Here is a 14350-nt window from a genome sequence, read left to right as displayed (position 1 = left end):
ATTGTGAAAAATAGCGAGCCCTTCAGCCTTGTAGAGGCAAGCTTCGCTTTTTGCGCGGCTAGTACTTCAGCAGCCTGTTAGACAAGACTGTCCGGCCGTGGGCACCGCGCGGCCGGCGCACAGAACGACAGCGGTTGGCCTTGGTAAGGAATGGCAAGATGGATCTCGAAAAAGCCCGATTCAACATGATCGAACAGCAAATCCGCCCGTGGGACGTGCTGGACCAGGAAATCCTGGACCTGCTGGCGGTGGTCAAGCGGGAGCAGTTCGTCCCGGCCGCGTACGCCTCGCTGGCGTTCGTCGACATGGAGATTCCGCTGCCCGCCGGGCAGAACATGCTGCCGCCGCGGGTCGAAGCGCGCATCCTGCAGGACCTGGCCGTGCGCAAGCATGAGAACGTGCTGGAAATCGGCGCCGGCTCCGGCTACATGGCCGCCCTGCTGGCCAACCGCGCGCGCCACGTGCTGACCGTGGACATCGTGCCCGAGCTGGTGGAGCTGGCCCGCACCAACCTGGCCAACGCCGGCGTCACCAACGTCGACGTCGCCGAAGGCAATGCCGCCGACGGCTGGGCCGCCGCGGCGCCGTACGACGTGATCTGCATCTCGGGCTCGCTGCCGGCCTTGCCGCAGTCGATCCTGTCGCAGGTCAAGGTGGGCGGCCGCATCGCCGCCTTCGTGGGCGAACTGCCGGTAATGGAAGCGCGCCTCATCACGCGCGTGTCCGAGACCGAGTACCAGGTCGTCAACCTGTTCGAGACGGCGGTCAAGCCCCTGCAGGGCGCGGCCCGTCCGTCGCAGTTCCAGTTCTGAGGACCGTTCCATCATGCAGGTGATCAAGCCGACCGAACTGGCCCAGTGGATGGCCGATACCAGCCGCGCCAGGCCGGTCCTGCTGGACGTGCGTGAAGGCTGGGAGGTGCAGACCTGCGCCATGCCCGGCATCACCCATATCCCGATGCGCGACATCCCGGCACGCGCCGCCGAACTGGATGAAGACGCCGACATCGTCTGCATCTGCCACCACGGCATGCGCAGCATGCAGGTGGCCGCGTTCCTGGAGCGCCAGGGCTACGCCAAGGTCTACAACCTGACCGGCGGCGTCGACGCCTGGGCCAGCGAGGTGGACCCGGCGATGCCGAAGTACTGAAGCGAGCCGCGGCCTGCCCACGCGGGCCGGCCGCTTTCGTTCGCACCGCAAGCAGCATTCCGAAGAAGAAACGACCGTAGCCGCGGCCCGCGCCCGGCAACCTGGAGGTGTCATGACGTTTGCGCCCAACGCCCTGCCCGGAGCGATCCGGACACGCCTGGCGATCGCGGCTACCCTGCTTGCTCCGCTGCTTGCCATGCTGCCCGCGGCACCGGCAGGCGCGGCCGACCTGCTGCAGGTCTATCGCGATGCGCAATCCAATGACGCGCAGTTCGCCAGCGCCCGCTCGCAGTTGCTCGCCACGCGCGAGAAGCTGCCGCAGGGCCGCGCGGGGCTGCTGCCGCAGATTGTCGGCACCGCCGGCGCCAACCGCACCAAGCTCGACCAGACCGCCTCGCTGCCGATCGCCGGCTCGCCCAGCGCTTCGGGCACGCGTTTCTTCAACAACAACAACTGGCAGTTGCAGCTGAGCCAGCCGCTGTTCCGCTGGGACCGCTGGGAAACCTACAAGCAGGGCGAGCTGGCCGCGATGGCGGGCGAAGTCACCTTCCACCAGGCCGAGCTCGACCTGATCACGCGCAGCGCGCAGGCCTACTTCGACGTGCTCGCCGCGCAGGACAACCTGTACCTGGCGCGCGCGCAGAAGAAGGCGATCGGCGAGCAGCTGGAGCAGGCCAAGCGCAACTTCGAGGTCGGCACCGCCACCATCGTCGATGCCAACGACGCCCAGGCGCGCTACGACCTGGCCACCTCGACCGAGATCGCCGCGCAGAACGACCTGGAGATCCGGCGCGCCACGCTGCAGCAGATCACCGGCAAGCCGGTCGACGAACTGATGGGCCTGCGCTCCGAGGCGCCCATCCCCGGCCCGCAGCCGCCCGACGTCAACGCCTGGGCCGCGCAGGCCGAGACCAGCAACCCGCAGGTCAACCTGGCCGGCTACAACCTGGAAACCGCGCAGCGCGAGACCAACAAGGCCAAGGCCGGGCATTTGCCGTCGGTCGACCTGGTGGCGTCGTACGGCTTCAACAACCAGACCGGCAGCGCCACGCAGGCGATCTCGACGCACTACAACGCGTCGCAGATCGGCGTGCAGCTGACCATGCCGATTTTCTCCGGCGGCCAGATCCAGTCGCGCGTGCGTGAAACCATCGCGCTGGCCGACAAGGCCGCCAGCGACCTGGAGTTCGCGCGCCGCACGGCCGCGCAGACGGCGCGGCAGACCTACTCCGGGGTCTCCAACGGCCTGGCGCAGGTGAAGGCGCTGGAAGCGGCGGAGCGTTCGGCGCAGAGCGCGGTGGAATCGAACCAACTGGGCTACGAGGTTGGCGTCCGCATTAATATCGATGTGCTGAACGCCGAGGCACAACTGTTCTCCACACGGCGCGACCTGGCCAAGGCGCGCTATGACACCATCATGAACGGCTTGCGGCTGAAGGCTTCCACCGGGGTGCTGCAGGAAGCGGATGTGGTGCAGATCAATACGCTGCTGACTTCGGTGCCGGGGTCGATGTACAAGCTGCCGGTGCCGGCGCAGGCTGGCGGCAAGGCGCCGGCAAAGGCGGCGGCCACCGCGGATCGCCGCGGTGTGCGGCGCGATGGCGGGACGCCGCGATCCTGATTCCACTGACACAAAGCAAACGGGCCGCAATTGCGGCCCGTTTGCTTTGTGGGGGATGCCGGCGACAACTTGTTTGCTCCCCTCTCCCGCTTGCGGGAGAGGGGAGAAACCAGCAGCTACTGCCCCCTCGTCCGCGACTCCACCTTCAGCAACTCCCACCGTATCGACGACGCATCCGCCGGCGGATTCGGCACCTGGTATTCGCGCACGCGCACCTTGTACGAAACCCCCTGCTCGAAATCCAGCCCCTCGATCGGCCCGTACCAGAGCTGCCACGGCGCATCCGGCGACTCGCGCCAGCGGTAGCACATCATCTTGCCGACGCCCGCACACTCCACGCGCTGCGAATCGATATAGACGATCTTCTCCACGCCGCCCGCCGCAGCGCTCGCGCCGCGCCTGCCCACGCCTTCGCGCTCGGCAAACTGCAGCAGGTCGCCGCTGGCGGTCTTCCAGATCACCTGCCGTCCGGCGCTGCCCGCCGACGGCTGCGTGCCGACGGTGGTGAACGACGCCTGCATCGCCTTGAGCAACGCCGACTCCAGTTCCATGCGCGGCGCCGGGCAGGCCATGCGCGTGCCGGCGACGCGATCGAAGCGCACGCCGGTGTCGGTCTTGCCGTAGCTGCCGGTAAAGCGGTTGCAACCACTGGTGCCGCTCACCGTGCCCTGCGCGGCATCGATGCCCTCGCTGAACTCGAAGATGATGGGCTCGCCGTTGTCGCCATGCGGGATGTCGCGCAACGTGCCGTCGGCCTGCTGCCAGCGCACCAGTTCCCAGCGGCTGGGACCGGTCGGCTGCGTCTGGTTGAGGTTGGCGCCGGCGCTGGGCAGGCCGGGGGCCGGGGCGGTGGCGCAGGCAGCAAGTGTGGCGGCGGCGGTGGCAAGCGCAACGGCCGCGCTGCGCAGGCCGATGTTCCCGCCGGTTTTCCGGCATATGCCGCGAAGGGATGTCTGCATATCGGTGAGCTCCTGTAACTTGGGCGGGAACGCCGCTGGCAATCGATTGACGATCGCACCGCAGCGTCCGCGCTTCATGCTGGCTTAGAGCCTGGCGGAATCATGCAAGTTTCAGCATTGCCGGCTGCACAATGCTGCCGTCTAGTGTAACGTGCGCCCCATGTCTCGCCGCGGCCGGATGCCGGCCGCTACCTTTCGTGTCCCCGGGTGCCTCAGAACACTTCGGATCGCCCAGATCGCCTTGCCCACCACCACGCATCCCTCGCCTTCCGGCCGCAATATCTGCTTCCTGACCGGCACGCTGAACGCCATGGCCGGCGCCGAACGCATGACGGCGACGGTCGCCAATGCGCTGGCCGCGCTCGGCCATAACGTGACCATTCTGAGCCTGTGGGACCAGGCCAGCCAGTTCGCGCTCGATCCGCGTATCCGGCATGAAGCGCTGTTTGCCCAGCGGCCTTCATTCAAGCGGGCTTACCTGGCCACCGCGGCCGGCATCCGCCGCCATTGCCGGGCGCACCGGACCGAAGTGCTGGTGCAGGTTGACACCATGCTCGCGCTGTTTGTGCTGCCCGCCACCGCTGGCCTTGGCCTGCACCATATCGCCTGGGAGCACTGCCACTTCGACGAAGACCTCGGCAAGCCGGCGCGCAAACTGGCGCGGCGGCTCGCGGCACGCTTCTGCCGGCAGGTCGTGGTGTTGACGGAACGGGACCGCCAGCGCTGGCGCGAAGCGCTGCAGCCGCGCAGCGATATCGTCTGCCTGCCAAACCCCCTGCCATTCCCGATGCCGCCCGCATCTGCGCCGCGCACGCAGAAGACGGTGCTCGCCATGGGCCGGCTGGTTGCGGCCAAGGGGTTCGATGTGCTGCTGCATGCGTGGCAGCAGGTCGCCGCGCAGGCGCCGGGATGGCAATTGCTGATCCACGGCGAGGGCAAGGAGCGCCCTGCCCTGCGTGCGCTGATTGTTGAATTGGGCTTGCAGGATCGCGTCAGCATGCCGGGCATTTGCCACGATCCGCAGCAAGCGTACGGGCGCGCGTCGGTGTTCTGCCTGAGTTCTCGATATGAGGGCTTCGGGCTGGTGCTGATCGAAGCCATGGCGTTCGGCTTGCCCATCGTCTCGACGGATTGCGAAACGGGCCCGCGCGAACTGCTGACGCCCGGCCAAGACGCGCTGGTGGTCGCGACAGGCAATGCGGATGCGCTTGCGCAAGCGCTGCTGACCGTGATCCGCGAGCCGGCGACCGCTACTCGCCTCGCCGACGCCGGCCGCCGCAAGGCAGCCGGCTTTGCGCTCGAGCGGATCGCGCTGCAGTGGGATGCGCTGGTCAGGACGCCACCGGCTCCGGCGGAACCCTGACCTGGCCGCTTAGTCTTCCAGTACCGGCGCCAGCGCCGCCAGCGTGCGCACGGTAGCGCCGCGATGCAGCCCGGCAAAGGTCTGCGCATGCGCCCGCATATCCGCCAGCCGCGCGCGGTCCGCCAGCACGCTGCCGGCGCTGCGCACCAGTTCATCGGCATTGTCCACGCGCAGGCAGGCGCCTGCGGCAATGGCGTCTTCGGTCGCCTGCGCAAAGTTGAAGGTATGCGGGCCGATCAGCACCGGCGTGCCGACCGCGCACGCCTCGATCAGGTTCTGTCCGCCCAGCGGCAACAGGCTGCCGCCGATAAAGGCGAGGTCCGATGCGGCGAAGTACATCGCCATCTCGCCCATCGAATCACCGAGCAGGATATCCGCGTCCACGGGTGCCGTCTCGCCATCGAGATTCAGCGCACTGCGGCGCGCCACCGAGAACCCGGCGCGCCCAGCCATTGCCGCCACTTCATCGAAGCGCTGCGGATGGCGCGGGATCAGCAGCAACGCCGGGCGCGGCACGTCGCCGGCCAGCGACTGCCAGCGTGAGAAGGCGTCGAGCAGCAGCGGCTCCTCGCCTTCGCGGGTACTGGCGGCGGCCAGCACCTGGCGGCCATTGAAGACCTTGCGCAGCCGCTCGCCCAGCGCCATGCCGGCCGCTGGCGGCTGCATGTCGAACTTGAGGTTGCCCGTGATCTGCACGGCCGGCACGCCCAGTGCGCGAAAGCGCTCGGCATCGCCAGCAGTCTGCGCCAGCACACCCGCGAAGTCGCGGTACATCGCCGAAGCCGCGCGTCCGAAGCGCGCCGTGCGCCGGAAACTGCGCGGCGACAGGCGCGCATTGACCAGGTACAACGGCACACCCGCCTTGCGCGCGCCGTGCACCACATTGGGCCACACCTCGGTCTCCATCAGCATCCCCGCCTCGGGCCGGAAATACCGCAAGAACCGCCGCACCAGCCAGGGCAGGTCGTACGGCAGGTAGCACTGCACGATACGCGGCTCGTTGCCGAACAGCTGCGCGCCGGTCTGGCGCCCGGTCGGCGTCATGTGCGTCAACAGCAGGCGGTGGCGCGGATAGGCGCGGAGCAAGGACTCGATCAGCGGCTGCGCGGCACGGGTCTCGCCCACGGACACGGCGTGGACCCATAGCCATGGCCCCTGGTTCGGCAGGCTGCCATACACGCCCAGCCGCTCGCCGACATGGTGCAGGTAGCCGGGCTCCTTGCGCGCGCGCCATGCCAGCCGCAACAGCGCCAGCGGCAGCACCGCCACCCACAGCAGGCTATAGATCAGGCGCAGCATCAGGCAGCCACCCCGCGCACGCGGCGGGCGGCCTCATAGACTTCATCGACCGATGGCACCACGCCGTCGTCGCCGACGTTGGCGATGCGGCCGGACCAATACCCTTCCGTCTTCCAGCGCCACGTGGCGGTATAGATTTCCACCGTCGGCCGGCACAGCGCCGCGGCGATATGGACCAGACCCGTATCGACCCCGATCACCACTTCGGCACGGTTGATCAGGCCAAATCCCTGCATCACCGAGAACTTCGGCAGCACGCGGGCCTGCGGCACGCCCGCGGCGATCTCCTCGGCGGCCTGGCGCTCCTTGTCGTTGCCCCACGGCAGCAGCATCGTCAACCCTTCAGCAGCCAGGCGGTTGCCCAGCGCGTGCCAGTTCTGCACCGCCCACTTCTTGCGCGCCCCAGCTGTCGCGTGGAAGCAGACGGCATAGCGCGCGGGGAGGTCCGCCCACAACGGATCGTCCGCATGCAGCGACTGCGCCGCCGGCCCGAAGAACTGCGGCGGCTCCGCCGGCGCGATCCCGGTCAGCGCCGCGCCCAGCAGACGCGAGCGCCGCACCGAATGGGTCTGCCGCGGCACCCGCACCGCATCGGTGTACAACAGGCGCGCCGCCGGCTCATAGCCCGAGCCCTGCGTCGCATTGCCCAGCCCGATGATCGGCGCACCCGGCGCGCGCGTCGCCACGCGCGCCACCACCGCAGTCTTGAGCAGGCCCTGGCTTTCGATCACGGCGTCGTAGCGCTCCTGGCGCAAGGCGTCGCGCACGGCGCCCATTTCCTGCCAGGTCGCGCCCTGCAGGATGCGCTTGCGCCAGCGCCGCAGCGCGAACGGGATGACCCGCCGCACCTCGGGCAACAGGCGCACCAGCTCCACATAGCCCTCTTCCACCACCCAGTCGATCTCGGCACCGGGCCAGCGCGCGCGCAGGTCGTGCACCAGCGGCATGTTGTGCACCACGTCGCCGAGCGACGACACCTTGACCAGCAGGATGCGCGGCTTATCCGGCAACGTAAGCGGCAGCGCGAACGGCACCGCGGCCGGCATGGACTGCGCCACGCCGGCCGCGCCGACCGCATCGGGCGAAGGTGGCGGTGTCGGCGGCACCGCCGTGCGCTCAGAACGGGAGTTGAGCATCCGGTTTCTCGGCCAGGATCACACGCTTGAACTCGGCCTGGATGCGCCCCAGCGCGGCGTCGTTGTCCGCCTCGAAACGCATCACCACCACCGGCGTGGTGTTCGACGGACGCGCCAGGCCGAAGCCATCGGCGTATTCCACGCGCACGCCATCGATCTTGTTCACCTCGCGCGCCCCCTCGAACTTCGCGTTCGCCTTGATCTTGTCGAGCAGCGTAAAGGGCTCGCCTTCGGCGCACTTGAGCTGCAGCTCCGGCGTGTTGTTGGCGTTCGGCAGCGCATTCAGCACCGCGCTCGGGTCGGCGTGGCGCGACAGGATCTCCAGCAGTCGCGCGCCGGTGTACAGGCCGTCGTCAAAGCCATACCAGCGGTCCTTGAAGAACACGTGGCCGCTCATCTCGCCGGCGATCGGCGCACCGGTCTCCTTCAGCTTCGCCTTGACCAGCGAATGGCCGGTCTTCCACATCAGCGGCTCGCCGCCGTGCTCGCGGATCCACGGGGCCAGCTTGCCGGTGCACTTCACGTCGTAGATCACCTGCGCACCGGGATTGCGCGACAGGATCTCCTCGGCGAACAGCATCAGCTGGCGGTCCGGGAAGATCACCTGGCCGTCCTTGGTGACCACGCCCAGGCGGTCGCCGTCGCCATCGAAGGCCAGGCCCAGCTCGCAATCGGTCTCGCGCAGGGTCTTCATCAGGTCCTGCAGGTTCTCGATATGCGCCGGATCGGGGTGGTGGTTGGGGAAATTGCCGTCCACGTCGCAGAACAGTTCGGTCACTTCGCAGCCCAGGCCGCGGAACAGGTCGCCAACGAAGGCGCCGGCCACGCCATTGCCGGCGTCGAGGGCGATCTTCATCGGACGGGCGAGCTTGACGTCGCTCGTGATGCGGTCGAGGTACTTCTGACGCACATCGACTTTCTGGTAGGTGCCTGCACCGCTGGTGAAGTCACTCGCCTCAATGCGCTGGCTCAGGCCCTGGATCTGCTCGCCGTAGATGGCCTGGCCGGCGAGGACCATCTTGAAGCCGTTGTAGTCGGGGGGGTTGTGGCTGCCAGTGACCATGATGCCCGAGGTGGCACGGACGCCATTGAGCTCGATGTTGGTACCGAAGTAGACCATCGGGGTGGCGACCATGCCGACGTCGATCACGTCGAGGCCTGCGGAGCGCAGCCCCTCAACCAGGCCGTCGATCAGCTCAGGCCCCGAAAGCCGCCCGTCGCGGCCGACCACAATGGAGTTCTCACCCAGTTCCACAGCCGCTGAGCCGAACGACAGACCAATCTGGCGTGCGACCTCGCGCGTGAGCGTTTTGCCCACGATGCCGCGGATGTCATAGGCTTTAAAAATGGAGGGGTCGATTGCCATATTTTTTCCCATATACGCGACAGCGCGACGGTCTGTCGCAGTCGCAAAAAGTCAACTCAGCCGCTATTGTGCCGGATTTGAAATCGAGGGCGGCTTCCCGGGGGGTTTATAATGCGCTCCGCTGGTTTGCTCGTGGCCGTATGCCCGTTGCCGATACTACCCCGACAGACCCGCCCGGCCTTGCAGGCCAACGATTTCTGGTGCCGACGGCGCCTTTGTTCCTGGCCAGCCTGTTCCCGTCCGTATGTCGTACTCCCCAGAGCCAGTTGGTCAAACCTTGGCGCCAGCCGAGCGTCACAAGATGAAGCTGCCAACGCGTATATCGTCAGAAACCACCCGCCGCCGCAGCCGCATGCTCGCATGGGGTGCCTTGGGCCTCCTGCTCTACGGACTGGCCGCCCTTGGGGGACATGAAGCCACACGCCATGGCTGGGTCACGCAGATCTTCCTGAATACCATCGGCATGTCCGTGGTGCCGTATGCCATCGCCTGCATGCTGCTGGACCGCACTATCTATATTCCGCCAGTTGAAGGCAACAGCATAGTGGCGCTTGCGACACTGGTTCCCTTTGCCATCCTTCTGGCCACCTGCGCGGTATTCCGCATCGACTATTCGCGGGGCGCCATGCTGCTCTGCATGACGATCACAATGGTCTGGCTGTGGAGCGGTTATCTCCGCTTCGTGCGTCGCTACGTACCGAAATTCGGCTATACCGACCCCCAGGCGCTCGAACACTTGGATGAACTGCTGGCGATGCCTGGCGCGGCGCGCAGCGCACACGCCGAGTTCCACCGCATCAACACGCTCGCGGAAGCAGCCGACTGCGAGGGCCTGATGATGGACCGTAGCGCTGCTGTCGACCCGCAACGCACCCGGACGCTGGCGCGCTACAAGCTCAGCCACGTCCACGTCTATTCGGTCGAACGCATCGCGGAGCTGCTGACCGGCCGCCTGGCCTTGACGCACATCGACGAGAACTTTCTGGACGACCACGCACAGAATTTCATCTATGCGCCATTCAAGCGCCTGGGCGATATCGCCGCGGTGCTGCTGCTGGCGCCGCTGGCCATCCCCATCGGGCTGGCCGTTGCCGTGGCCATCCGCATGGAATCGAGCGGTCCGGCCATCTTCCGCCAGGAACGCGTGGGCCTTTACGGGAAGGTGTTCACGATGCTGAAGTTCCGCAGCATGGCCGATGAACCGGACACCGAGGCCCAGTTCGCTGCACATTCCGACCCCCGCGTCACGCGTGTGGGCCGCGTCATCCGGAAGTACCGGCTCGACGAGATCCCTCAGCTGTGGAATGTACTGGTGGGCGACATGAGCCTGATCGGACCGCGTCCCGAACAGTCCTTGATGGTCGAGTCATTCTCCGAGACGATCCCGTTCTATCCCTACCGCCATCTCGTGCGCCCAGGCCTGTCGGGCTGGGCGCAGGTCCAGCAAGGCTATGCCGCGAGCCACGAGGAAACCATCACCAAGCTTTGCTATGACCTCTACTACGTCAAGCACTGCTCGATGGCAATGGACCTGCTGATCGCCGGCAAGACCATGCGCACGCTGCTAACGGGCTACGGCGCGCGCTGAGATGCTCGGCGTGGCCCGCATGAATTGCCTCCCCGCCAGATGCGCATCCTGCTGCTGACGACAGGACTTCGGCTTGGCGGCGCCGAGCGCCAGGTCGCGGACCTCGCGCGTCAGTTCGTTGCCTTCGGGCATGAGGTGGCGGTGATCAGCCTGACACTTGCTCAAGAGGTAGTGTTACCCGCAGAGGTGATGCTGCATCGCGTGGACCTGCACAAGGATCCGCTGCGATTCCTTTTCACCCTGCACTCCGTGCGCAAGTGGGTGGGGCACTGGCAACCGGACATCGTCCATGCGCACATGTTCCACGCCAATATCTTCGCTCGGCTGCTGCGGCCGCGGCGCGCCGGCGGGGCGCGTATCCCCGTCCTCTGCACCGCGCACAGCTCACGCGAGGGAGGCAAACTGCGCATGCTGGCGTATCGGCTGACCGATGGCTTGTGCGCAGCGACCACCCACGTCAGCGCGGAAGGCATGCAGTACATGCTGGACGTCGGCGCCACGAAGACCGGGCGAATCAGCGTGATGCCAAACGGCATCGATACGGACCAGTTCCGCCGCGTCCCGCAGGCAGGTGTGCAGGCGCGGCAGGCACTGGGAATCGGCCCCGATGCCAGGGTCGTGCTCAATGTCGGCCGGCTGGTTCACGAGAAAGATCAGCGGCGCCTGATCGAAGCATTCCGCCAACTGGCAGACGATCCGGAGACCGGCGCAGGCATTTGCTTGCTGATTGCCGGCGACGGTCCCCTGAAGGCAACGCTGATACAGCACGCAGCCGCGCTCGGGCTTTCGCACGCCGTGCGGCTGCTCGGACCCTGCGACAACGTTCCGGCGCTGATGAACGCCGCCGACCTGTTCGTACTGTCCTCCATGCGCGAAGGCCTGCCCCTCGTGGTAGCCGAGGCGCTCGCCTGCGAGACGCCGCTGGTGGCCACCGACGTATCAGGCATCCGCGCGCTGCTGGCGGCGTCGGGCAGCATCGTGCCGGCAGGCGACACCGATGCGCTTGCGCGCGGCATGCGTGCGGCCCTGCTGGGCCGGCAGGATGTCGCGGCAGGCCGCGTCCACGCTGTTGCCGCATACAGCCTGGCCAGCGTCGCCCAGCGCTGGATCGACCTGTACCGGGAGCTCGTGCAGCGCCGGGGAGCCGCCCTGCCCCACGCCTCCGGCAAGGCCGACCATGCGTAGGCAGATCGCGCGCAACGTCGTCTGGCTGCTGGGCGAGCGGGCTCTTCAGATCACTGTCAGCATCGCCATCGTGGCGTTGATTGCACGCGGCGTCGGACCGGAAGGTTTTGCGCATTTTCAGTATGCGCAGTCGCTGGTGCTGATTGCGGCGTCGATTGGGTTGATCTGTGGCGCTGAAGTTGTTGTGCCGCGGCTGGTCGCGCATCCATCACCGGATGCCCAGTCCCATTTGATCGCACATGCCTTCGGCCTGCGTGCATTTGCCTCCATTGCTGGCTACTTGGCTCTGCTCACGAGCAGCGTGCTGACCGGGCAAGATACCACCACCGTGCATATCGCAGCCATTCTGGGTATTTCCATCTTGCTGCGCGAGCCGTTCGGCGTCGTGACAGCCTGGATGCAGGCGCACACCGACAACCGCCCTGGCGTGGTCTTCAGCCTATCCGCGCTGGCGTTCAAGGCTGCCCTGATCGCGGCGCTCTATTTCTCGGCAGTGCACGCCGTCCACGAGTATGCCTGGGCGTTTGCGATGGAGTCCATGCTGCTAGCGACGCTGCTCACCTGGTACTACGCCCGCCGCCGCCCGCGCACCTGGAATTCGTTTGATCGTGACTTGCTGGTGCGCCTGGTGCGAGACGGCTCGGTATTCTGGGTCAGCATGATCCTGCTGTTCAGCGCGCGCCGTATCGACCAGTTGCTGCTGAAACCCCGCGTGCCGTTGATCGACCTTGGGGCCTATGCGGCCTGCATGCAGGTACTTGACAATTTTTCCCTGCTGGCCACCATCATCGCGAGCGCGGTTGCACCGCTTGCGGTCTATGCGCAGCCGACCCTGGCCAAGGCGCGTTACAACGTCGCACGTGTGGCGGGAGGCATGGCGGCGATCGGGATGGTGGGGGGTATCCTCATTGCTGTCGGCGCACCATGGATTGTGCAACTTCTGTATGGTGAGCGTTTTGAGGCAACTGTGAGCCTTCTGCAGCAAGGCGCCATGGCCTCTGGACTGGCCTTCGCGGATACGGGCTTGGCTTTGCTTGCCGTCCATCTGCGCAAGCCCGCTTGGCTGGTAGGCAAATCGCTGCTCGTGTTGGTCGCAACTGCCGCTGTCGACCTGTTCACGATCCCCAAGTATGGTGTGCAAGGCGCGGTCTATGGATATATAGCGGCCAATGCACTGGCGGTTGTTGTGAGCTTGGGGTTCGTTGTTCTGGCTCGGGAGCCTGATGCCGTAAAGCAAGCTGCATGAGGTGATAGCGATACCGCTGCTACATCGCTCGTAGCGGCCCGGAGCGCCTTCTCCTCGTTGTGCGGTGATACAGTGGCCCGCAAGACGGCCCTTGTTGGGGTTCTGCTAAAATCTATTGCCTTCACTGTGCAACGAAATCAGGAATGCTAGACGGAGCACAACCGCAACATATTGGGCCTGTGTGACCGCCGAATTGGCATGTGACAAGGATGCTGAACAGTATTGACGAACATCCGGCCCACGCGGTACCAAAGCGATTTGAAGAGGTGGCCCATCAGCCCGGCAAGCTGCATCTGGACGGCACCCATATAGCATTCGTCGCCAATTCGAGTTGGTCTGTCCAGCAGTACCGTGGCGGGGTCGTGCGTGCTTTACTCGCGCACGGAGCGAAGGTCAGTGTCATTGCACCTGTGGATCGCAGCTCTGAAGCATTACAGGCACTTGGCTGCGACTTCCACCCCCTGACACTGTCGGCCAAAAGCGCCAATCCGTTAGCTGACTGGAAATGTTTCAGCCAGTTGACCAGGTTGTATAGGCAACTCAAACCTGACTGCGCGTTTCAGTACACGATCAAGCCGAACATCTATGGCTCGCTGGCTGCAAGGTTATCCGGCGTCCCGTGTATTGCAGTGACAACAGGGCTTGGCTTCGTTTTCATCAACAATAATTTTGTCGCACGAATCGGACGCGGGCTGTATCGTCTGGCGCTGCGCTCAGCCTATCAAGTCTGGTTCCTCAACGAAGACGACCGTCGCGAATTCGTCAAGCGGAGCTTGGTCAGCGAGCAACGAACCTTTGTGCTTCCCAGCGAGGGGATTGATCTCGAGCACTACACACCGGGTGAGCGGCCGCCCAGAGAAAACAACACATTCCACTTCCTCCTGATTGCGCGAATGCTATGGGACAAAGGGATCGGTGAATATGTCGAGGCTGCACGCCGCATTCGTGCCGTCTATCCCACAGTCCGGTTTCAGCTTCTCGGGCCCGCCGATGTCGAGAACCCCAGCGCCATTTCAAGGACGCAACTCCTGGCGTGGGAGGACCAAGGGCTCATCGAATATCTTGGCACAGCAACGGATGTCCGAGGCGCCATCGCACAGGCCGACTGCATCGTCTTGCCCTCGTACCGCGAAGGCGTGCCTCGCACACTGCTTGAAGCTGCCTCAATGGAAAGGCCGATTGTGGCCACGGACGTGCCGGGATGCCGGGACGTCGTGCGCGATGGGGTAACAGGAAGACTGTGCCGCCCACGCAGTGCAGAGGATCTCTCGAAAGTCCTGCTCGAGCTTTGCCAAAGCGAAGACGAAACGCTGCGACAAATGGGCAAGGCAGGACGATTGGATATGGATGCGCGCTTCAGCGAGGGCCGCGTGATAGATATCTATATGAAGGCGATCGCGCTGATCAGGCGCGGCAAGTCCGCTTGAGGATGGCGGTC

12 protein-coding genes are annotated in these 14350 nt (G+C 65.7%); 8 read left to right on the top strand and 4 right to left on the bottom strand.

The annotated features are described in order from the left end of the window. Positions 1-158: 158 nt before the first annotated feature. The 3 genes from J8I34_RS01300 (at position 159) to J8I34_RS01290 (ending at position 2770) form a co-directional block, all read left to right on the top strand. Positions 159-812 carry a protein-L-isoaspartate O-methyltransferase family protein gene (locus tag J8I34_RS01300; RefSeq protein WP_029045429.1) on the top strand — a complete coding sequence of 218 codons (654 nt, stop codon included), beginning with the start codon at positions 159-161 and terminating at the stop codon, positions 810-812. 13 nt (positions 813-825) lie between these two features. Next, the gene (locus tag J8I34_RS01295; protein WP_029045428.1) at positions 826-1149 is read left to right on the top strand and encodes a rhodanese-like domain-containing protein; all 324 of its coding nucleotides are present in this window, start codon (positions 826-828) and stop codon (positions 1147-1149) included. Positions 1150-1261: 112 nt separating this feature from the next. Next, positions 1262-2770 carry a TolC family outer membrane protein gene (locus J8I34_RS01290; protein WP_209805172.1) on the top strand — a complete coding sequence of 503 codons (1509 nt, stop codon included), beginning with the start codon at positions 1262-1264 and terminating at the stop codon, positions 2768-2770. Positions 2771-2886: 116 nt separating this feature from the next. Here the strand turns inward: J8I34_RS01290 and J8I34_RS01285 are convergent, their stop codons facing one another. After that, complete coding sequence (locus tag J8I34_RS01285) at positions 2887-3729, bottom strand: META and DUF4377 domain-containing protein (RefSeq protein WP_209805171.1); 843 nt, start codon at positions 3727-3729, stop codon at positions 2887-2889. Positions 3730-4039: 310 nt separating this feature from the next. Between J8I34_RS01285 and J8I34_RS01280 the strand changes: the two genes are divergently transcribed. After that, the gene (locus tag J8I34_RS01280) at positions 4040-5092 is read left to right on the top strand and encodes a glycosyltransferase family 4 protein (RefSeq protein ID WP_245175714.1); all 1053 of its coding nucleotides are present in this window, start codon (positions 4040-4042) and stop codon (positions 5090-5092) included. A gap of 9 nt (positions 5093-5101) precedes the next feature. On the opposite strand, the gene waaA is transcribed toward J8I34_RS01280, so the two are convergent. Genes waaA through J8I34_RS01265 form a run of 3 tightly spaced genes read right to left on the bottom strand, consistent with a single transcriptional unit; the run spans position 5102 to position 8893 of the window. Continuing rightward, positions 5102-6391, bottom strand: coding sequence for a lipid IV(A) 3-deoxy-D-manno-octulosonic acid transferase (waaA, locus tag J8I34_RS01275; protein ID WP_029045423.1), 1290 nt, complete (start codon positions 6389-6391; stop codon positions 5102-5104). Further along, the gene (gene waaC / locus J8I34_RS01270; protein ID WP_029045422.1) at positions 6391-7527 is read right to left on the bottom strand and encodes a lipopolysaccharide heptosyltransferase I; all 1137 of its coding nucleotides are present in this window, start codon (positions 7525-7527) and stop codon (positions 6391-6393) included. The genes waaA and waaC overlap by 1 nt, the downstream gene beginning before the upstream one ends. Continuing rightward, on the bottom strand, positions 7508-8893 hold the full coding sequence (locus tag J8I34_RS01265; protein ID WP_029045421.1) for a phosphomannomutase/phosphoglucomutase: 1386 nt from the start codon (positions 8891-8893) through the stop codon (positions 7508-7510). The genes waaC and J8I34_RS01265 overlap by 20 nt, the downstream gene beginning before the upstream one ends. Before the next feature lie 301 nt (positions 8894-9194). Between J8I34_RS01265 and J8I34_RS01260 the strand changes: the two genes are divergently transcribed. From J8I34_RS01260 to J8I34_RS01245, 4 genes are all read left to right on the top strand, one after another. Next, positions 9195-10481 (top strand): exopolysaccharide biosynthesis polyprenyl glycosylphosphotransferase, encoded by a 1287-nt coding sequence (locus tag J8I34_RS01260; RefSeq protein WP_029045420.1) that lies wholly within the window; start codon positions 9195-9197, stop codon positions 10479-10481. Positions 10482-10520: 39 nt separating this feature from the next. Beyond that, positions 10521-11666, top strand: coding sequence for a glycosyltransferase (locus J8I34_RS01255; RefSeq protein ID WP_035876865.1), 1146 nt, complete (start codon positions 10521-10523; stop codon positions 11664-11666). Beyond that, a complete protein-coding gene (locus tag J8I34_RS01250; protein ID WP_209805170.1) occupies positions 11659-12912 on the top strand; it encodes an oligosaccharide flippase family protein in 1254 nt (417 codons plus the stop codon). Before J8I34_RS01255 ends, J8I34_RS01250 begins: the two co-directional genes overlap by 8 nt. 209 nt (positions 12913-13121) lie before the next feature. After that, positions 13122-14339 carry a glycosyltransferase family 4 protein gene (locus J8I34_RS01245; RefSeq protein ID WP_084402361.1) on the top strand — a complete coding sequence of 406 codons (1218 nt, stop codon included), beginning with the start codon at positions 13122-13124 and terminating at the stop codon, positions 14337-14339. Positions 14340-14350 lie beyond the last annotated feature (11 nt).

Source organism: Cupriavidus phytohabitans (assembly GCF_017815025.1).
In the GTDB taxonomy this organism is placed as follows: Bacteria; Pseudomonadota; Gammaproteobacteria; order Burkholderiales; family Burkholderiaceae; genus Cupriavidus.
The sequence above is the reverse complement of the archived record's forward strand: the minus strand, read 5'-3'. Positions and strand labels throughout refer to the sequence as shown.

Bases quoted from the DNA above. Each gene is read 5' to 3' on its own strand.
- J8I34_RS01300 (WP_029045429.1), top strand. From the start codon at position 159: ATGGATCTCGAAAAAGCCCGATTCAACATGATCGAACAGCAAATCCGC.
- J8I34_RS01295 (WP_029045428.1), top strand. From the start codon at position 826: ATGCAGGTGATCAAGCCGACCGAACTGGCCCAGTGGATGGCCGATACC.
- J8I34_RS01290 (WP_209805172.1), top strand. From the start codon at position 1,262: ATGACGTTTGCGCCCAACGCCCTGCCCGGAGCGATCCGGACACGCCTG.
- J8I34_RS01285 (WP_209805171.1), bottom strand. From the start codon at position 3,729: ATGCAGACATCCCTTCGCGGCATATGCCGGAAAACCGGCGGGAACATC.
- J8I34_RS01280 (WP_245175714.1), top strand. From the start codon at position 4,040: ATGGCCGGCGCCGAACGCATGACGGCGACGGTCGCCAATGCGCTGGCC.
- waaA (WP_029045423.1), bottom strand. From the start codon at position 6,391: ATGCTGCGCCTGATCTATAGCCTGCTGTGGGTGGCGGTGCTGCCGCTG.
- waaC (WP_029045422.1), bottom strand. From the start codon at position 7,527: ATGCTCAACTCCCGTTCTGAGCGCACGGCGGTGCCGCCGACACCGCCA.
- J8I34_RS01265 (WP_029045421.1), bottom strand. From the start codon at position 8,893: ATGGCAATCGACCCCTCCATTTTTAAAGCCTATGACATCCGCGGCATC.
- J8I34_RS01260 (WP_029045420.1), top strand. From the start codon at position 9,195: ATGAAGCTGCCAACGCGTATATCGTCAGAAACCACCCGCCGCCGCAGC.
- J8I34_RS01255 (WP_035876865.1), top strand. From the start codon at position 10,521: ATGCGCATCCTGCTGCTGACGACAGGACTTCGGCTTGGCGGCGCCGAG.
- J8I34_RS01250 (WP_209805170.1), top strand. From the start codon at position 11,659: ATGCGTAGGCAGATCGCGCGCAACGTCGTCTGGCTGCTGGGCGAGCGG.
- J8I34_RS01245 (WP_084402361.1), top strand. From the start codon at position 13,122: ATGCTGAACAGTATTGACGAACATCCGGCCCACGCGGTACCAAAGCGA.